The sequence below is a fragment of the Coleofasciculus sp. FACHB-712 genome, from assembly GCF_014695635.1.
In the GTDB taxonomy this organism is placed as follows: Bacteria; Cyanobacteriota; Cyanobacteriia; order Cyanobacteriales; family FACHB-T130; genus FACHB-T130.
In genome coordinates, this window is sequence record NZ_JACJOQ010000408.1 from 1 (window position 1) to 18,731 (window position 18,731).

An 18,731-nucleotide genomic window follows, 5' to 3' on the forward strand; every position below is an offset into this window, starting at 1 on the left:
TCAAGCTTAATACTAGGGTCACGAAACTGCTCGATAAAATTTTGGTATCGCGAATTACTCGTACTGACCCGCAACAACGCCGCGCTTAGTTGTTGCAGGCTTTGCTGAAGGAAACCGAACATATTCTGAGGATAGAATACTTTACTGTGGTTGATATAGATTGATAATGATCAAAAATCAAGCAATTATTTTTTAGCATTTTATTTAGTTGATTTAAGTATGAGAATTTATAGGCTTACATTAAAATAGGATAAAATAAGTCTCATCCCGAAAATTATTTTTTGGTCGCATAAGTTAGATGAAAACAGAGAAATTCATGAAGATAGCCCTAGAAGAAGCAAAGCTAGGAGATGCTCCTTACGGTGCAGTAATTGTTAAAGACAATCAAGTAATTATTAAAGCGCACAATACTGTCGAAACGGATAATGACCCAACTGCCCATGCAGAAATTAACGCAATTCGGTGTTTAACAAAAGAAATAAAAAATCCTTCTTTAGAAGGTTATACCTTGTACACAACTTGCGAACCGTGCCCAATGTGTACAACAGCTTGTATATGGGCAGGGATATCTGAAATGATATTTGGAGCTTCCATTCAAGACTTAATTGAGGCTGGTGTTCCCCAGCTTGACTTATCTAGCGAAGAAATTCTTAGGAAAGGGTCTAAGAAAATAAAAGTGACCAAAGGGCTTCTAAAAGAAGAAGCTCTACAATTATTCAATCATTCAGGCGGCTAGGTTAATCGGGTAAAGACAGCTTAACAGAGGGGTAAAAAAAATATTGTTGACACGCTTACCCACTGATGATAACCCTTGAAAAGGAGGACTTTGAGTGGCTCGGTTCCTTCCTTTTTAAGCTTCCCTAGAGCAGGGTGGTTTCATTTATTAAAAGAAAATTCTGTAACGTTAATCAAGCATATCAATTGGCAAACCCTCTTCTGTCCTTGCGAAGGTAAGAGAAGAGGGTTCGCTGTGGAAAATAAAGAAAAATTAAATGGGGTGGTTCCGTCTAGGAGGAAGCGTTTCCGAAAAACCGATATTTCTTTTAAAGTCAATTCGTATTTTCCCTGAAATAAAGATGTAAAAATTATTAAATTCACAATTTTATTAATTTGACTTTATTATAACTTTATTTAAATAAACGTATTCTGGTTTTAGTGAGCAAAGCATCTACAAAATAACAAGTTATGAAAAAGCTTTTGATGTTGGTAGCGATCGCGCTGTTTGTTCCATTCTTTGCCCAGCGCTCCGAAGCCGCCACGATGCTTAAGGTGTCGCAAGAATCTAAACCAGGTTTGGGTGACTTTGATAGTAATATCTTGGGGTTTATTGAAGCTTTCAGTACAAATACAACAGCAGCCAATTACTACCAGTATAGCAAAGGTTATAATTCATCCTTTAGTAACCCAGCCCTGAGTTTAACGGCTAAGCAATCTCACCTTTTTTTTGTAGATGCTATTGATGGGCTGTCACTGTTCATCGTTCATTCTAAGCCGGGTAATCCAACAGGTGGAGCAGCTAAAATGAGCTTTAACTTGTTGGGAGATACGGCGGAATTAAAAATTGTTGACGATTTAGGTGAGGCAACTGCAAATTCCACTGGCACCCTCTTTATTTCAAATCAGGGTTGGGGAGCTTGTTGCACTGATGGTTTAGCCATTGGTTCGCTTGACAGCAATTGGGAAATGTTAGTGCAATTTACTGCACCGCCTAGAGAGTTGAACCGCTGGCAAGTGTATTCTTCATCAACCTCGGCAAATATTTCACTCTCGATGCAAACAGGGCGTCGAGTGAAATTAAACGTTGCACCCGTATCTACACCTGAGCCTTCAAGCATGACTTCCTTAGTTTTTGCCGGGTTAGCACTGGCTGTACGTCGTCGCACTCAGGGCGGTATTTTGTAATGGAGAATTTGTATTTTTTATCAGACTTCTATGTATGGGGTTAGCTTTATACAGTCAGCAATGGTTTGGATTGATAAGGTTCTATAAGCTACAAAAAATGGGAGCATCCCGCTTTTGTAAAAAAGCCACAAACGGTCAATCAATTCTAGAGTTGCTCGATCGAGCGTCAAACTTGCGAATGATACTCGATAAAGTTGGAAAAATTTTCCTTCAGTTTTGATGGGGCATCAAAAACTGGCATCTGGAGAGTCTTGGGAATACCCCCTCCCCCTGGATTTTGAGCTGTGACCGGATCAGCTAAGATATCAAGGCACACGTAAAGGGTAACAACGTGGGGAAACGCCGGTGCAAATCCGGGGCTGTGCGGCAGCTGTAAACGAGGTGACTCTCGGAAGCCAGAATGCCTACTTAGTACCTTCATACAGTCTAACTTCCTGCCTTGCACGGGAAAGGAGCAATCAAATTGATGCCTAGTATAAATTCAACCGATCTGATGGGACTGCAATCCCCTACTCCCCAGCCGATTCAATTGCCGCCGCTACCTTTGCGTCGTCCGTTGTTGATGGTTGGTCATGGCACCAAAGATGAGGATGGACGGCAGAGTCTTCTAGATTTTGCCGATGCGTATCAAGCGTTAGACCCGTCGCGTCCTGTTTTACCTTGTTTTCTAGAACTCACTACCCCCACGATACAGGAGGGGGTGGATCGCTGTGTAGAAGAGGGTTACACGGAACTCTCTGTATTGCCGATTTTGCTATTTGCAGCTCGACACAATAAGTTTGATGTTACGAATGAGTTAGACCGGGCAAGGGTTAGACATCCCCAGGTGAAGTTTTACTATGGGCGTCATTTTGGGATTACGCCAGGGATTTTGGATTTGTGGCGATCGCGTCTTTCGGAATTAGACCAACCCCAGTACAATCGCTCAGAAACGGTTCTGCTCTTTGTCGGTCGGGGTTCCAGCGATCCTGATGCGAACAGCGATGTTTATAAGCTTGCCCGGATTCTGTGGGAAGGTAGCGGCTACGCCACCGTTGAAACTTGCTTTATTGGCATTACCCATCCCCGTCTGGAAGAAGGGTTCCGCCGTGCTAGACTCTACGAGCCTAAACGCATTATCGTCCTACCGTACTTCCTATTTACCGGCGTCTTAGTTAAAAAGATTTTCGACATCACGGCGCAACAACAGGAGCAATACCCGGATATTTCCATGACTTGCCTACCAGAAATGGGCATTCACCCTCAGTTGTTGTCTGTATTAAGAGAACGAGAAATTGAGACGCAGTTGGGGCAAGTGCAAATGAATTGCGAAATGTGCAAATTCAGGATAGCAGCCAATAGCAGTAGTAACGGGCACACTCCCGCCCACGATCATTCTCATCATGGGCATGGGCATGGGCACGGGCATGGTCACGATCATGCTCACCCTGCTGAAGATCCATACAGAAATGTAGAGCAATATCACCAAAAGATTTGGCAAGCGCCTTGAATATTTGATAAGTAGTCATTAGTCAGTTGTTATTAGTCATTGGTGTCACTCGCAAAGAACTTAGAACTAATGACTACTGACACCCAACTACTGCATTACCTAAAAACTGATGTCTAAAGAATTTGTAATTGGTGAGCGAGTCCGTGTGGTAACGTTGCCGCCTTACGTTAAAACAGCGGAACCGATGCCGATGCTGCGTCCTCCTGATGTGATTCAGCTTGGGGAAGAGGGGGTTGTTGTTGACCGGCGTCCAGGGGGATATTGGAGCGTCCGCTTTGCCAGAGGAGTTTTTTTGCTGGATAGCCAGTTTATAGAGTCTGTGCAGGCAATCGCTGATACCGACTCAGAGACAGAGGCAACTGATGTGCGATCGCACAATGTACTACCGGAGCAAAAATATATCGTTGATCCCAGCTGAGTCAGAGGCGATCGCGTGTCTTCAAAACGAGGCGTTCGCCTAGCGCTGACCTGTCAGTTCGCACCTCAACAATCGCTAACCCCGATTAAATTACTTCCGCTTTTTCTGGTTTTTCTTGCGTGACTCCTTGGACATCTTTTTTTTAGACTTGGCTTTGGGATCGCTCTTGCCAGGGCGAAAGCCTTTTGCTTCCTGAGAAATTGATGAACCCGTGAAGCCAGAATCGCTGACCCCCTTTCTTTGAAAGCTCTGGTTAAATTCTTTCTTCGGTAATTCTTCAGGCGACTTCAAGCCCAATCCCACCTGCACATCATCCCAGTCTCCTACCAAGAAACGATCCACGGTATCAGCAGCAAAGACACGCTCTATCAGCGGCGCGGACTCTACCGCCTTCAGATCGACCAGGGAACCTATGAGAAAGCTATTCAATTCTGAGCCGTTTTCTGCAAACGATTCCAGTTGATGGGTGAGAATCGCAACACACTCAGGACGAGCCTCAGGATGATCGATTGCAATGTCTTCCAGACAGTTAAGAGCCGTTGTGCGGGGGAATATCGCCTGAGAGGTATCCGCTAGATAAGCCGCCAGAGCCGGAATCGCGGCTTGCCCGATCATGCTATAGACTAATGGCAGTTCTTCGGCAATCCATTCCCAATAGTTGCTTTCCTCTTTCTCAAACAAGCCCATGAGCGGCTCAATGCCAGCCTCAGCGCGGAGTTGGCCCAATGCTCTCCAGGCATGAATGGGTGCCCAGGATTCGAGCGTGTCTTCATCATCCCGGTATAACTCGTTGTCTGTTGCCATGCGGATCAAGTTAGGAATGTCCGTGGGGGCAATACCGAGTTCCAGATAGTCAGGCCAATTGTCAAAGTCCATCTCGGCGCAATTGCCATAGGTGAGCAGCTGGTTTACTGGTGGTGGATAACTCTCTATGCTCATCTCAACCCCTTTGTTTTCATCTCGATTGCTTCTCCCTAGATTCACTTGAGCTTTGGCACCCTCAAGTCCTCATCTCTATCACGATACCGAGGATGAATCAATATAGATAATTAGTCGCGGGATAGCGAAGCAACGTTACTCTCAAGCGTGCTTCGCCTTCATTAATTCACCGCTACTAGGTGAAAAAGTGAGTTGGGAGGGGAAGATCCCCGGTGCGATCGCCCTCTTGTATTCTTTTCTCTGGCTTCTTCGCAGTTGGTTTAGTTCCTGTGCCTTTTTAGGGTGCGGATGATTGCCTCGCGCTAACTTCTCGAACTAAACGGTCTAGTGCAAGTTGCATCTGGGTACAAACTTTTTCATAGCAAGCATTCACATAAGCGCGATCGCTCGCTGCTGCACGACCATAGCGTTCAAACACAATCGGGGCAAGGACACGAGTATGAATTTGCACTGGCAGCGGAAAATTCGGGATCGGGCCAATTGCCACTCCCCAAGGCAACCCTAAATAAAGTGGAAATACACCCGTTTCAGCATCTAACTTCCAGGGAAAGCCCCATTCATGCAGTTGTCGCACTTGCTGGTAGAAATCTGCTAGAACAATCAGCGTCTCGTGGGCACCATGAGAAATAATCGGTACAATTGGCGCTTCTTCCCGCAGTGCCAGTTTGATAAATCCCTTACGCCCTGCTAGATGAATTTGATAACGCTGGTTGTAAGGACGAAACATATCTTCAGCCCCGCCAGGATAGACGAGTACGGCAGCATCTCGCTGGAGGGCAGCGATCGCTACTTTCGGATGAGCGATCAGCGCCCCTACTTGGGCAGCTGGCACCGCGAAGATAGGAGTTTTCCAAGCAGACGGATGCATTAGTCCATAAGCTAAGCGTTCGTAGCCAAACCGGCGGAACCAGTCATACAGAAACATCGAGGTATCCGGCGAAGCCAAACCTCCATTATGGGAACCGACAACCAGCACCTTCCCTTCGGGGGGCATATGATGCCAGCCATCCGTTTGAACCCGAAAATAGTGGCGGTAGAACCATTCCCATACCGGCATCCAAGCTTTAATCACATCGGGATTTCGCTTTTCTAGCGACCAACCATCAAACTGATGACCGGCGGTTTTGCCGTCACTGCCTCTGCTACCCGTAGAAACATTAATATTGTCAAACAATGGTTCTTAACCACCCGAAACTCATAAATTGCGTTCTTTAGGATAATCTGCTGCCGAGTCTATTGGCAAACATTTTCCCTTTTTCTAGCGATCGTTTCCCAATCTTTTTCGGTTAAGGCTCGATCCCCAAACCCTGATTAACAAAAGGGGCAAATTTCCTCCCTTTTAAGGGGCTAGGGAAGGGATTTCTAAGGAGCGAACACCACTAAGGGGACGTATTGCATTACTTGCGCTCTCAGTTTACCTATCTTGCCCTCATTTCTACCTTTTGTGTTGTTTGCGCCTGGAGGGGTTCATTTCTTTTCTGGAATTACTAAGTCTGCAATTAAAGGTCGGTGGTCTGAACCAACATTCGGCCCAGTGCGAATATTCTTGACTTTAATTTCTGGACTGATTAAACAATGATCGATAGGAATGGATAAAGCAAAAGAGAAAGGTGGGAGAGTTTGAGAATAAGAAGCTTTCATAGGCCAACTCGGTAGAATCCCAAATCCTTTCTGGGCATTATGCAGCCCAGTTTTATTGATAAATCTTTTGTAATAAGGAGACCACATAGTTATATTTAAATCCCCAACCATTACAACTGGGGTTTTCAATTTTTGTATATATTGGCTGATTTTGTCTAGCTGTTGATTCCGAGAATGAAAGAAGGTAGGTTTGACGGGCGGTAGCGGATGAGTGGCAATCAGGGAAATCAATTGTCCGTTCATCGTAAAGTTGCCAACAATACTATTATTTTTATCTGTCCCAAAAAGATTGATAGAAGCGTTGGTGAGAGGCTGCTTACTATAAACGGCGATACCTAGATTATAAGGATTAGGTTTTTTAATGGAGTAGGGAAGAATATCAAGAAGAGAATCTAATTGTTTTATCCAAGCGTCGTTAACTTCTAAAAAGACAGCAATTTCTGGTTTTTCTTTTCTAACGACAGATAATATTTTTGAATAGCTTTTATTTTGCGTATTCAGATTTGAGCTTAAAATTCGGATAAATTCAATATTATTCCCCGATTTTGGCGATAGAGAAATATACCAAGGGAGTATCTCTGCTAAGAGTAGAGAAATACAAAATAGGCTAATCAAGATTAAGAGTTTTTTGCGAGTCAGTAAGAGTAAGGCAAATAACACTAACCCTACAATGAGATATTGCAGTTTAAAGTGAGAAAGCTGTTCTAAAAAGATATTCCAGCCAACTAAGCTAAGCAAAGAAAGCAGCGTTATCCCCAAAATCCCCAAGAATAATAAATAGGGAATTACCTTGATGAAGATATGGTTGTGGGAATTTTTATTCAGCGATCGCATACACGGTATCACCAGCGCTTCCCTTGAGCGTACCAGGTTGAACGCGGGTGGGAAAGCTAGAGCTGTCTCATCTACATAGACAATTCTATTTTTTGGGAAGCTGGGGCCAAATGAGCGCGATCGCTAGCCGTAACGACTCCCCCACCATCGAAAAACGCGCCGTTTCATCCGCCGTCTTCTCCCACTGCAACAACTGCTTTTGGAACGTCTGGTCTTGCTTTGCTCGCTTTACCAGCGCCTGACTAATCATTGTCTTTTGGATTTCTTCGGTCGAGATCCCCTCGTTCTTCAGGAAATTCAACAACCGCTGCACGCTTTCGACCAACTGCTCTGGCGCTTGGGAGAGGATAATCAGTTGGATCTGTTTCACCACCTCTTGATAAATCCGCAGCCGATAATCGGGTGGAGGCGACGGTAGTAACGGTGGCGGTGGCGGTGGCGGTACCTTCAGCGTTACAGGTGGATTTTCTGGGCGAACCTTGATTTCCAGCAGATCCAAGATCGCTTGTCGCTTAGACTCCACCAACTGGAGCATCTCCGGGTAGATCTGCAAAACTCGTTGAGACAGAGTTTTCGCATTCACAAAATGACTCGACGCCAGTTTTAGCAGATACTGCTCCTCCTGGGGTTGGTAAGACTTAATACTGAGTTGCAAGTCAGGAGAATCGAGTTGCACCTGAGCCAAAGTAAACACCAGCGCTTCCCAATTCGGAGCTTCTTTCAAAAAAACTTCTATGGTAGTGGCACCCTCCGCACCCTCCGCGTCCCCGGTGCTATCGTCCTTGCCAAATTCCCCCGGCTCAAAATCCCGACCGATTGGAAAGCGCTCAGTCGGTTTTTTAGTCGCGTAATTAAACCGGGTAAAAACATAACGGCACTCCACCTTAGAAAGATCGACATCCTCAAGATGCCAGTTGCTGATGCAACAGCCGGTCAGTTGCGCTTGGTCGAGATTGGTGCGAATCAGATGACTTTCTAGAAGATAGGCGTCGCCCAAATTTGCCTCGGACATCGTGCAGTCGCCCAGGTATGCCCCGCTCAAATCAGCTTTCCGCAGATCCGCCCCGCGTAAATTTGCCTCGCTCAAGTCGGCACGTAACAAATACACATCCTGCAAGATCGCTCGCAGTAAATAAGCTTTTCGCAAACTGGCTTTGAGTAAATACGCTCCCGTTAAATTTACCCGACTCAAGTCAGCACTATTAAGAATCGCCTCGCTCAAATCGGCACCGATGAGAATTGACCGATGCAAGTCTGCCTCAGTCAAATTTGCCGCCCGCAAGTAGGCGGAACTGAGGTCGGCTTCCGTCAAGTTGGTGCCGACTAAAATTGCATCTCGTAAATTCGCAGCTTCTAGATGCGCTTCCCGAAGATTTGCACTGCTGAGGTTTGCGCCAACCAAGCTAGCGCGACGGAGATTTGCCTCCATCAACTCGGCTTCGATTAACTGAGTGCCGTTGAGTTTGGCATTTTCGAGATTGATTTGATCCAGCTTCGCCCTACGCAAGTCAGCACCGCTCAAGTCGGCTTCTTGAAGCACCGCCCAGTTGAGGTCGGCGTCTTGGAGAGTGGCTAAACGCAAGTCCACTTTCACCATCCGAGCGCGACTCAAAATTGCCTGGTTAAGATTGGCACCTGTGAGGTTGACACTCCGCATATCGGCTTGGCGCAGACAAGCACCAATCAGCTTGGATTGGTTTAGAGAAGCCCAACTGAGGTTGGCACCGCTCAAGTTCGCTCCGGTTAAGTTTATATCGCGGAGATTGACCCCGCCGAGGCTGGCTCCACTGAGGTCTACATAGGAAAAATCGCGTTCTCCTTGTCGGTACCGATCGAGGAAGTTATGTATTTGCACACCCTTGAAGGATAAAAATTATTAAATTTTAAAAATAAAAAATTTAAAAGGCAAAATTTTTAGGGATTTCCTTCTTTATTTTGCCTTTTAAATGAGTAAAACTTGGCTCTTTTATGGTACCCAGCGCGGATGAAATCCAGCGAAAGGCAGCGCCTCTGGTTGGATCTGGGCTTGGGGTTGTGCAGCTTCTGGCTGGCTCAGGGGAAGCAGCCAAAGGCGACTGGTCGCGATCGCTTGTCCTTCACTGGTTCTCAAACTGTCTGCCGCGGTTGCCGTCTCGTTGGTCACAACTTGGTCGAACAGCAGCGCTAACCCATCCGGTGCCAGACTCATCTGAATATCCCGCTGGGTGGGCAGGAGCAACAGCGGCTCGATCGCCTTTGCATCCAGAATTCCTTTCTCTGTCTGGAGGTCAATTTCCGCAATGTAAGGCTGTTCTTGGTACTCTTCTCCTGGCAGTAACTGAGTTAGCAGGCAGTAGAGCGTTTCCTTATAAGGAGCAAACTGACAGTTGAGTATTGAGCCATTTGTTCGCAGCAGTTCTTTCTGTGCGCCTTGGTTGGTGACTAAAAAGAGCGATCGCGTGTAATCTGTATTAAATTTCACCATCGCTGCTGCCGAGCCATCTCTGGCAAAATCCAGCGCCATCCCAAACTTGGGCAGAAAATCTAGCGGTTTGGCTCCTGGTGTCAGCGGCAGAATCGCGATGCCCTCTCCCTGAGCGCTTGCCACCGAGGCACTATCCGGCGCAATCAAAAAATCCCCGCCCGGTTGGTTATTCAGCGGTTGCGGCGGTGCATTCGGTCGGACTACCCACAAGCCAAATTCGGCTGGATTTTGGCTGTTCACCCGCTGAACAACAATCGTTTGCCCATCCGCCGCTAAGTCAAATTTGAGATTCTGGTAGTTTTTATTATCTAAAACCAGATTCATTCTGCCTGGGGGATCGAGATCCTTTTCAGATTTTCCTTTGGTTTTATAATGGAGTCCGGTACTGACGGTGTACAGTTGTTGCGCCAATACACCGGGTTGGTTATTCGTCGCGTCGGTGGCAGAAAACAAAACCTTGTCACCATCTGGATACACCTTAAAGTCCATCACTACGAGGTCTTTAGGCGTCAGAACGGTTTTTTTGTTTTGGGTGAGGTTGTAGAGGATTAACTGTCCCTGTTCTTCTTTCTCAACGCCCAGGTAGATAAAAGCGCGATCGCGGGTGCGAAACTGACTCGTAAACGGCTGAATTGCCCTTCCTGTTTTTCCTTGAGTCCCCAAGCGCTCTCGCGCCCCCTGTAATTCCACTTTATAGTCGGTGTCATAGGATGCTGGGGAAGTGAGGGTATAAGACATCTTCCGCCCCGCCCAACTGAATTTACCCCCCAAAGGTGGAGCGATTCGCAGATTTGCTTCCACGCTGCTGTGTTCCATCGGGCGGCTAAAGGTGAGGATAAAGGAAGTATCCTCAACACCTATTTTTTCTCCCTGCCAGTTGAAATCCCGCACGCGAGGTCCGGTGACTAAAAAACAGTTCGTGCCGCAGGCATCGCCACCCCACACGACTAGCCCAATCACCACGCTTAGCACCAGCATCAGCGCTAGCGCCAGACGGTCAACAGGTTGCCCCCATTTTCGATTTTCGATTTTTGATTTTCGATTTATCACTGCCTTCGTCCTCGCCAATCTAAAATCTAAAATCGTCTAATAATCATACGGGTTCTTCGGTGCTTCTATTTTTTTGAGGGAGTTTGCCTTGATGGTGAGTTGGCGTTTGTTTTCTAGAGTTTCAGTGATCATCTCACCTTCAACTTCTAACCAAGTATCAGGGGCATAAGCTGTCCGGTTTTCAGTGAGTTTCACTGGCAGTCCCACGGGATAAGCATCTGCGGCACAGCAGGTAATCACAAATTGCGAAATTAACAGATATTGCTCAGAGAGTTTTGGTGGATGGACAACAAATCCCTTTACTTTAACTTTTTGACCCGTGTAGGTATCGGGTTCTGGATTGAAGTTGAGCGTCCGCACCCAGTCCATGAGCGATCGCTCTTCCGGTCTTGTTGAAGAGCGAAATGATTGGGGTTGCACTCGTGTCAAGGTCAAAGAATCGGTAATTCCCCGATCGAGCGCTGTGCTTGAGTTAAAGGCGCGGGGGGCAACCAATAAACCAGCGATTGCCGTCAACAGTAACAATACACTGCTCCAACCAGGAGGAAATAGGGTGATGTGCTGAAGAACTGCCACCGACCGTTTTTCCTTCCGGTTATTTAATATTTTCCCAATCAGTTGCATGGCGCTCAATGCCGCCATAATTAACAAGCAGATGGCAGTGACAACAACATATTTAAAGTAATCTTTGTGAATCAGCAGGTATAACTGACCCGTGAACCAATATTTCAGGAGCAAGGCTCCCCAAGCCGTTAGTGCTAGGACATCCAAGCCGGGAATTATAAATTTTTGAGAAATAATTTTTGGTTGATTGGTCATTGGTTAAGGGTACGAATCTCTAATTTAAGACGGGTTGATTGTGAATCGTTCTAGGAATCTGTTTTCCCTGAGCCAATTGCAACTCACCACTCATCTTAGAAAAAGTACGTATACAGGAGAGTCATTATAAAAGTCAGCTGAGCTGCAAGACCAAATAGGTAAAACACAGCTCTGGGTTTGAAAATGGATAACATCAAACCGATGCCTTTGAGGTCAATCATGGGGCCAAATACCAGAAAGGCTAACAAGGAGCCGCTGGTAAATGTTGTGGCAAAGGAAAGGGCAAAAAAGGAATCGACCGTTGAACAAATGGACACGAGAGCCGCTAATCCCATCATCGCAAGGATGGAGGTGATTGGTCCCTGACCCAAGCTGAGGATCAGTTCGCGGGGAGCGAGTACCTGAATCGCCGCTGCGATCGCGCTTCCCAAAATTAACACGCCTCCCAATTCCCGCAGCTCTTGCACTGTATTATCAAGGAACATCCGCAGCTTGAAAGGCAGGGGTTTTGACGTAATCGATTGACCCATCATCCCACCGCCGGAGACGCCAACGGCGCTCATTATCGGTTGCGGTTGTCCCAGCCAAAACGTGCCGGATTTTAACAAGGTGGGAGTGTCGTCTTCCCGTGCCCCTTGAGTTTGCATCTGAGGTATGGCGCAAGCGATCGCGGGTTGCAGTAACGGCTTCAGATTAGATTGAACGCTGAAAACCGAGGCAATAATTGTCGCGATCGATAAAGAAAATACCACCCGCAACACGACAATTTCTGGCTGATCTCGAAACGCTACCCAGGTTGACCAGATGACGATCGGATTAATGGTCGGTGCCGCTAGCAAAAACCCAACTGCCACAGGTGCAGGCACTCCCTGCATCAGCAACCGTCGCGCCACCGGCACGTTGCCGCACTCACACACCGGAAACAAAAAGCCCGCACAACTGCCTACAAATGCCCCCAAAATGGGGTTTTTCGGCATGGCAGAAATCAGCTTGCCCTCATCAATCCACAACAGGAGCAAACCGGAGAGCAATACCCCCAGTAGTAAGAAAGGCATTGCCTCTACCAGCAAACTCAAAAACAAGGTGAAAGCGTTGTGCAGTTGATTCATGCTTTGGATCGTGAGAAGCCTTTTTTAGCTTTATGAGGTTGCCAAGACATTTTAGCGGTTATTACTACTCATCACTAGGGCTGATGAATGTGCTAGTGGACGAACCCGATTACCAAAAGTTGCTCGCTTTCTCCCTTATCTATCGGTTGCTTTACCGTAAATTTACGGAGTTTACCGAACCTTTGTAGTTTGTAACACGGACGATTGCTAGTGAAAATGCTATCCTAAGCTTGAAGTATACTCAAGCTTCCATTGCTGCGTTTTCATGCAGCGGGGTACCCTGTGCTGAACGCATTTTTATCACTTCCTTTGTCATCCAATCGAAGCCAGCAAGACTTGTGTTTAGAGTCCACGCTGCGATCGCTATCGCTTCACGATTGTCAGATTGAAGATCATCAACTTGGTTGGGAAGTAACTCAGACTCTTAAAGCCAATCCGCTACTCCCAGGCGTCATCTTGATGAAGCAGGGTCAATTCGCTGGGATGATTTCGCGGCGGCGATTTTTGGAATACATGAGCCGTCCCTACGGATTGGAACTCTTTTCCAAACGTCCCATTGAATGTTTATATCGTTCTGCCGAAACGGAAACTTTGATTCTGAACGGCGATACATTAATTGTGGCGGCGGCGCGTCACTCTTTGCAACGAGCGGCTGAATTACTTTATGAACCGATTGTGGTGGAGGTCGCGCCGCAAGTTTATCGATTATTAGATGTACATGAATTACTGATTGCTCAGTCGCAAATTCACGAATTAGCAACTGAACTGCTCACTCAACTTTATACTCATCTGGAAGCAGCAAACCAACAATTGCTGCGCCTTGCCACTTCTGATGGTTTGACTGGGGTTGCTAACCGACACCGTTTTGATAGCTATCTCGATTCCTGTTGGCACCAGATGCAGGCGAGTAATTCAGCATTATCGCTGATCTTGTGCGATGTTGATTTCTTCAAAAAGTACAACGATACCTACGGTCATCAAGCGGGTGATGACACTTTGCGACAGGTAGCGGGTGCCATCCAGCAAGCAGTGCAGCGACCGGAAGATTTAGTGGCACGCTATGGGGGCGAAGAATTTGCCGTGATTTTGCCGCACACGTCGCTAGAGGGTGCCCTTCAGGTCGCAGAACACATCAGAGTGACCGTGAAAGCCTTGAAGATAGCCCATGCTTGCTCAGAAAGCGATTACATCACCTTAAGTTTAGGCGTTGCTACGATCTTTCCTAGCTCAACGTTTATGCCTGCAATGCTGATTGCAGCAGCGGACAAAAAGCTTTATCAGGCAAAACAGACAGGACGAGATAAGGCTGAAGGCCATCTGCTTTGCGTACCGCGCGATCGCTCATCCGTTTTTGAGCCATCTGCAACTTCTTGAATACAAATTATTCCGCTTTAGATAAATATATAGAGTTGTTTTAGTTTAGTAAAAAGTGTAAATTATTGTATTTTTATAACAATTAAAAAACCTCTTGAGCCGTCATTTTTTAACCAAAGGTTAATCAAATCTTTAAATCATATTTAAAGTTAAACTAAGGTTTTAGCTGTAAAATTTATAACTTAAATCAGTAGAATGTGGGGATAAAGTAAATTTTGCATCTCCCTATACAGCGAATAAGAACTGATTGAGGTAATTTATGATGGCTTGGCAAGAATCTCCGCCGGAATTATCAGTTCTTCCTCTGTCCCAGATAAAGAACCTCAATTTAGAGTCAACCCTTCAAGAGCTTCCCCTGTACGATTTTCAGATAGAAGCCTCTGGTCTGGGGCAGGAAGTTAACAAAGAATTTGAAGGAAATGCGCTGCTACCAGGGGTCATTTTAACGGTAGAAAGTCAGTTTGCGGGAATGATTTCGCGGCGGCGATTTTTAGAACAAATGAGCCGTCCTTATGGACTAGAGTTATTTTTAAAACGACCCTTACAATCTTTATATCAATTCGCCAGTACCCATGTTTTGAAACTTTCTGGCGATACGTTAATAGTAGCGGCGGCAAAGCAATCTTTACAACGACCTCCTGAGCTACTCTATGAACCGATTGTGGTAGAGTTAGCGCCAGGAATTTACCGATTACTAGATGTACATCAATTACTGGTGGCACAGTCAAAAATTCATGAACTCACAACCGAGTTGCTGAATGAGCAAACCAAAGCTCAGATGTTGCAAACCGAAAAAATGGCGAGTTTGGGACGGACGGTTGCTGAGGTTGCTCATGAGATTAGAAATCCGATTAACTGCATTAATGGGAATTTTGGTTTTGTAGAAACTTATTACAAAAATTTAATCGGTTTATTGGCAGCTTATGAAAAAGCTGAAACTTTGAATACAATCGAAGAATTGAAAGAGGAAATTGAATATGATTTTCTTCTAGAAGATTTGCCTAAGTTGATAGGAAGTATGAAGCTGAGTGCGGAACGATTAACAAAAATCGTTGGCAGTCTGCGAAACTTTTCTCATATGGATGAAACCAAGAGACAGCCTGCTGACTTACACGAATGTATTGAAAGTACCTTATTAATTTTAAATAATCCCATCAAGCAGGGGATTCAATTAATTAAAAAATATGGCGATTTACCACTGGTGAATTGCTACTCAGGTCAACTGAGTCAGGTATTTATGAATATCATTAGTAATGCGATTGATGCACTCAAAGATCGAGTCACTGACGGGTCGGATTGGCAACCCCAGATAGAGATTACGACGGAAGTTTTAGAAATCCAAGATTCTGAATGGGTTGTAATCCGGATTGCGGATAATGGGCCGGGAATTCCACCAGAAATTCAGGATCGGATTTTTGAGACGTTCTTTACTACAAAGCCGGTGGGCAAGGGAACGGGATTGGGATTGGCAATTAGTTATCAAATTGTTACTGAGAAACACGGGGGTCATTTATCGGTGCGATCGCGTAGTGTATGTCCAGAGGATTGCTCGCCTTTGGCGTATCCTCCTCCTAGCACCGCCTCCCATAATGGTTCCGTAGTTGAAGCGTTGTCGGTGCCCGTAGCTTCCGCCGTAGGAATAGGAATCGCAGATTCGTATCCCCGGCAAGACAGAATCTATAGTGCGGCTAGCGGATGCGAGGCACCAGCAGCGGCACAGTTGCTAGCTAATTCCAGGGAGATAGAAGATTCACAACCAAGGATGGGCACAGAATTCGAGATCCGATTGCCACTCGGTTAAGGCGCTTGTTCACAATTTTTCTGGAAAATAGTAGCAGAAATTAACCTCAAGGGCAGGTGGAAAACTGCTGAAAATGGTAGTCTATGGTCATAGCTGATTCCAGCTTCACTGCTGCATTTGTGGGCGTTGTGTGTCGGTACCAAACGGATTTATATCACTTCCGTCCTTGTCCCAAGGGAGCGATCGCGACCTCTCTATAGAGTCAACTCTTGGGGAATTGCCGCTGTACAACTTTCTGGTAAAACCCATCTGTCTGGGTGTGGATATTGCCCGGATTTTTGAGAAGCATCCTCTACTGCCAGGAGCCATCTTAGTCGAACAGGGTCAGTTTGCCGGGATGATTTCGCGGCGGCGGCTTTTGGAGTACCTGATCCGTCCTCATCGACTAGAGCTGTTTTTGCACAAACCGCTGCACATCCTCTACAAGTACGCCCACTCTGAGGTTTTAATCCTTCCCGATAGTACGCCGATTTTGACAGCAACCCAGCAGGCGCTGCGGCGATCGCCTGAATTTTTGGCAGAACCTGTCGTAGTGCAAGTGGGAGAATCTGATTATCGGCTGTTAGATGTTCAGGATTTGAATGTTGTTTCTTGGCAAATCCGGGGAATCGAAGCTCAGGTGCGATATGAACGCACCCAAGCTCAGATGATTCAAAGTGAGAAAATGGCAAGCTTAGGGCGCTTAGTGGACGGAGTTGCTCACGAAATTTTAGACCCGGTTGGCTTTATTTGGGGGAACTTAACGTATGTCTCAACTTACACTGAAAACTTGATAGAATTGCTGTCTACTTATGAGACATATTTGCCGCAGATTCCTGAAGAAATTGCGGCTCTGAAAGAAGACATAGAATTTGATTTTGTACAACAAGACTTACCTCGCTCAATTTCCAGCATCCGAGCCGGAGCAGAACGATTGAAAAAGCTCGTGATGAGTCTGCAAAACTTCTGCCATATTGATGATGTTTATCCCAAGCCTGCCGATTTGCACGCTTGTTTAGATAGTATTGTTTTGCTTTTAAAAAGTCGTGTAAACAACGAAATTGAAATTATCAGAAATTATGGTCATTTGCCGCCGGTACAATGCTACGCGGGTCAATTGAATCAGGTTTTCATGAATATCCTGACGAATGCGATTGATGCATTGATTAATCAAGCAGTCGTTCAGCAGTTTACTCAAGATTTTCAAGGAACATTGCCCCCGAATATTCAAGAGAAACCTCGGATCGAAATCACGACTGAGGTTTGTTCGCACAAGGCAAGTCAGACAGGAATTTCTGATTCGCGGTGGGTTTCCATTCGCATTGCCGATAATGGCCCTGGGATGTCTCCTGAAGTACAGCAGCAAATTCTTGAGTCTTTTTCTGTAGAGAAACGCTCTGCTAAAGAGACGAGTTTATCGGTAAGTTATCAGATTGTGACGGCGAAGCACGGTGGAAAATTAAGAATGCGATCGCGTAGTGTATGCCCTCTGGGCGACTCGCTTAGTGTATGTCCTGAGGATTACTCGCGCAGTGGATGCCCAGAGAGCGGATCTCCTCAGGGGTATGCCACTCCTAGCAATTCCAGCAGAGAACCTAAACCAGGCATTGGCACCGAATTTGAGATTTTGTTGCCTTTGGTTTAATTAAAAATTAACAAGCCGCTGTATTTTTAATTTGGCAACTTTCAGGACTCTAAGGCTCTACTTTTACAGGAGTTCCGATGTTGACCTGTGCATACAAAGCCAAAATATCCTGATTACGCATCCGGACGCAGCCGTGAGAAACTGCCTGTCCCACCAGTTTTTCCTGGGGGGTGCCATGAAACCCGATAAAATTACGTCCGTCTGTCCAAAAAGCAATCCACCTGGCTCCTAAAGGATTATCTGCACCTGGAGGAACGACTTTTCCATTCCAAGGATGCTGCCAAGCTGGATTGCGTAGCATTTGCGTCACCTTAAACGTGCCTGTAGGCGTCTCCCAGCCCTTTTTCCCGACTGCGATAGGATAACTTGCTTTCACCTGATTGTCGCGATAGACATAGACGCGGCGATCGCTTAATTTAATCACCAAATGAGTATCGGGCGTGGTACTCGTAGGGGAGAGTTCCTCCAAAGGCAGATAGAGAGAGGGTGCCCCCAGCGGAGGCAATTGTGGTTCCGAAGGCAATTCGATCGTTGCCTCTCTGGTAGTTGCCAAAGCTTGTGTTGGAACTGAGGCAGCCGTCTGCTGCCGAACGCCCAGCAATAGAATGGCTGTACTGAAGCACAGCAGCTTGAAGCTTCCAGATGGTAATTTACCTCCCAGCATTCCTGTCCTCTCTTTTCCCTGGTCAACGACTCTTATCGAATTATTATCTGAGATCAAAACTGTAAATCACACTGAGCTGACTGACTTGTTTAAAATTGGATTTTCCTAGTCTTGTCAAGTCTCACAAAGTCAGATTTTATTCCCAGCTCTACTCCTAAGGGCTTATATAGTCCGGTAGATTGAATCTTCAGTAGAGCTAGATAGGATTTGGGCAATAATCCAGGCATTTTCATCCGTTGTTGACTACAACTGTTGCCGATAGTCAAGTTTATTACCCAAATATTTTAAAAGTGAGGGTGTAATGCGTTTACAAAAAACCAAAGTATTGACAGGTACGATGCTAACACTGTTACTCTCGGCAGTATCAGTGTTGCCAGCGATCGCTAGCCCAGTAGAAGGTGAATCAAGGCAGCTCATTAGCCAAACAAACACCGACACACCTACTGCCAATCCAACCAACACCAACACAACTACTCCTAACTCAACCGACACGAATCAAGTAGTTAGAGGCACCGTCAGCAGCGTTAGAGGCAATGTAGTCACGCTAAGACTGCCAGACGGTACAACCAGAAGTATGATGCTCTCACCAGAGGATCTAACTCG

15 protein-coding genes, 1 pseudogene and 1 riboswitch are annotated in these 18,731 nt (G+C 46.0%); of the genes and pseudogenes, 8 read left to right on the top strand and 8 right to left on the bottom strand.

From position 1 onward, the window contains the following. Nucleotides 1–298: 298 nt before the first annotated feature. The 4 genes from H6F50_RS12320 (at nt 299) to sipA (ending at nt 3,809) form a co-directional block, all read left to right on the top strand. On the top strand, nt 299–736 hold the full coding sequence (locus tag H6F50_RS12320; protein WP_190428929.1) for a nucleoside deaminase: 438 nt from the start codon (nt 299–301) through the stop codon (nt 734–736). 449 nt (nt 737–1,185) lie between these two features. Continuing rightward, the gene (locus H6F50_RS12325; protein WP_190428930.1) at nt 1,186–1,902 is read left to right on the top strand and encodes a hypothetical protein; all 717 of its coding nucleotides are present in this window, start codon (nt 1,186–1,188) and stop codon (nt 1,900–1,902) included. A 291-nt stretch (nt 1,903–2,193) separates the two neighbouring features. Then, nucleotides 2,194–2,329, top strand: a riboswitch (cobalamin riboswitch). A 39-nt stretch (nt 2,330–2,368) separates the two neighbouring features. Then, a complete protein-coding gene (locus H6F50_RS12330) occupies nt 2,369–3,391 on the top strand; it encodes a sirohydrochlorin chelatase (RefSeq protein ID WP_190428931.1) in 1,023 nt (340 codons plus the stop codon). A gap of 109 nt (nt 3,392–3,500) precedes the next feature. After that, nucleotides 3,501–3,809, top strand: a complete 309-nt coding sequence (gene sipA, locus H6F50_RS12335) for a regulatory protein SipA (protein ID WP_190428932.1) — start codon at nt 3,501–3,503, stop codon at nt 3,807–3,809. A 90-nt stretch (nt 3,810–3,899) separates the two neighbouring features. On the opposite strand, the gene H6F50_RS12340 is transcribed toward sipA, so the two are convergent. The 7 genes from H6F50_RS12340 to H6F50_RS12370 all read right to left on the bottom strand — a co-directional run bounded on the left by H6F50_RS12340 (nt 3,900) and on the right by H6F50_RS12370 (nt 12,665). Beyond that, complete coding sequence (locus H6F50_RS12340) at nt 3,900–4,748, bottom strand: hypothetical protein (protein ID WP_190411679.1); 849 nt, start codon at nt 4,746–4,748, stop codon at nt 3,900–3,902. A 277-nt stretch (nt 4,749–5,025) separates the two neighbouring features. Beyond that, nucleotides 5,026–5,922, bottom strand: a complete 897-nt coding sequence (locus H6F50_RS12345; protein ID WP_242028999.1) for a lysophospholipid acyltransferase family protein — start codon at nt 5,920–5,922, stop codon at nt 5,026–5,028. Nucleotides 5,923–6,215: 293 nt separating this feature from the next. Beyond that, nucleotides 6,216–7,157, bottom strand: a complete 942-nt coding sequence (locus tag H6F50_RS12350; protein ID WP_242029000.1) for an endonuclease/exonuclease/phosphatase family protein — start codon at nt 7,155–7,157, stop codon at nt 6,216–6,218. A 151-nt stretch (nt 7,158–7,308) separates the two neighbouring features. Beyond that, nucleotides 7,309–9,078 (bottom strand): pentapeptide repeat-containing protein, encoded by a 1,770-nt coding sequence (locus H6F50_RS12355; protein ID WP_190428934.1) that lies wholly within the window; start codon nt 9,076–9,078, stop codon nt 7,309–7,311. Nucleotides 9,079–9,189: 111 nt separating this feature from the next. Continuing rightward, nucleotides 9,190–10,665 carry a hypothetical protein gene (locus tag H6F50_RS12360; protein ID WP_242029002.1) on the bottom strand — a complete coding sequence of 492 codons (1,476 nt, stop codon included), beginning with the start codon at nt 10,663–10,665 and terminating at the stop codon, nt 9,190–9,192. Between the two features lie 108 nt (nt 10,666–10,773). Then, nucleotides 10,774–11,556, bottom strand: a complete 783-nt coding sequence (locus H6F50_RS12365; protein WP_190411676.1) for a TIGR03943 family protein — start codon at nt 11,554–11,556, stop codon at nt 10,774–10,776. 95 nt (nt 11,557–11,651) lie between these two features. Next, nucleotides 11,652–12,665 (bottom strand): permease, encoded by a 1,014-nt coding sequence (locus H6F50_RS12370; RefSeq protein WP_190411675.1) that lies wholly within the window; start codon nt 12,663–12,665, stop codon nt 11,652–11,654. Nucleotides 12,666–12,947: 282 nt separating this feature from the next. Here H6F50_RS12370 and H6F50_RS12375 point away from each other — a divergent pair, with 282 nt between their 5' ends. The 3 genes from H6F50_RS12375 to H6F50_RS12385 all read left to right on the top strand — a co-directional run bounded on the left by H6F50_RS12375 (nt 12,948) and on the right by H6F50_RS12385 (nt 17,464). Beyond that, a complete protein-coding gene (locus H6F50_RS12375) occupies nt 12,948–14,039 on the top strand; it encodes a diguanylate cyclase (RefSeq protein ID WP_190428935.1) in 1,092 nt (363 codons plus the stop codon). A 259-nt stretch (nt 14,040–14,298) separates the two neighbouring features. After that, nucleotides 14,299–15,840, top strand: coding sequence for an ATP-binding protein (locus tag H6F50_RS12380; RefSeq protein ID WP_190428936.1), 1,542 nt, complete (start codon nt 14,299–14,301; stop codon nt 15,838–15,840). 130 nt (nt 15,841–15,970) lie between these two features. Continuing rightward, a complete protein-coding gene (locus tag H6F50_RS12385) occupies nt 15,971–17,464 on the top strand; it encodes an ATP-binding protein (protein WP_190428937.1) in 1,494 nt (497 codons plus the stop codon). A gap of 49 nt (nt 17,465–17,513) precedes the next feature. Here H6F50_RS12385 and H6F50_RS12390 read toward each other — a convergent pair whose 3' ends face one another. Next, nucleotides 17,514–18,128, bottom strand: a complete 615-nt coding sequence (locus tag H6F50_RS12390) for a L,D-transpeptidase family protein (protein ID WP_190428938.1) — start codon at nt 18,126–18,128, stop codon at nt 17,514–17,516. A 301-nt stretch (nt 18,129–18,429) separates the two neighbouring features. On the opposite strand from H6F50_RS12390, the pseudogene H6F50_RS12395 reads away from it, so the two are divergent. Continuing rightward, nucleotides 18,430–18,731 (top strand): annotated as a pseudogene (locus H6F50_RS12395) (hypothetical protein); the annotation flags it as partial.

Bases quoted from the DNA above. Each gene is read 5' to 3' on its own strand.
- H6F50_RS12320 (WP_190428929.1), top strand. From the start codon at position 299: ATGAAAACAGAGAAATTCATGAAGATAGCCCTAGAAGAAGCAAAGCTA.
- H6F50_RS12325 (WP_190428930.1), top strand. From the start codon at position 1,186: ATGAAAAAGCTTTTGATGTTGGTAGCGATCGCGCTGTTTGTTCCATTC.
- H6F50_RS12330 (WP_190428931.1), top strand. From the start codon at position 2,369: ATGCCTAGTATAAATTCAACCGATCTGATGGGACTGCAATCCCCTACT.
- sipA (WP_190428932.1), top strand. From the start codon at position 3,501: ATGTCTAAAGAATTTGTAATTGGTGAGCGAGTCCGTGTGGTAACGTTG.
- H6F50_RS12340 (WP_190411679.1), bottom strand. From the start codon at position 4,748: ATGAGCATAGAGAGTTATCCACCACCAGTAAACCAGCTGCTCACCTAT.
- H6F50_RS12360 (WP_242029002.1), bottom strand. From the start codon at position 10,665: ATGCTGGTGCTAAGCGTGGTGATTGGGCTAGTCGTGTGGGGTGGCGAT.
- H6F50_RS12365 (WP_190411676.1), bottom strand. From the start codon at position 11,556: ATGACCAATCAACCAAAAATTATTTCTCAAAAATTTATAATTCCCGGC.
- H6F50_RS12370 (WP_190411675.1), bottom strand. From the start codon at position 12,665: ATGAATCAACTGCACAACGCTTTCACCTTGTTTTTGAGTTTGCTGGTA.
- H6F50_RS12380 (WP_190428936.1), top strand. From the start codon at position 14,299: ATGATGGCTTGGCAAGAATCTCCGCCGGAATTATCAGTTCTTCCTCTG.
- H6F50_RS12390 (WP_190428938.1), bottom strand. From the start codon at position 18,128: ATGCTGGGAGGTAAATTACCATCTGGAAGCTTCAAGCTGCTGTGCTTC.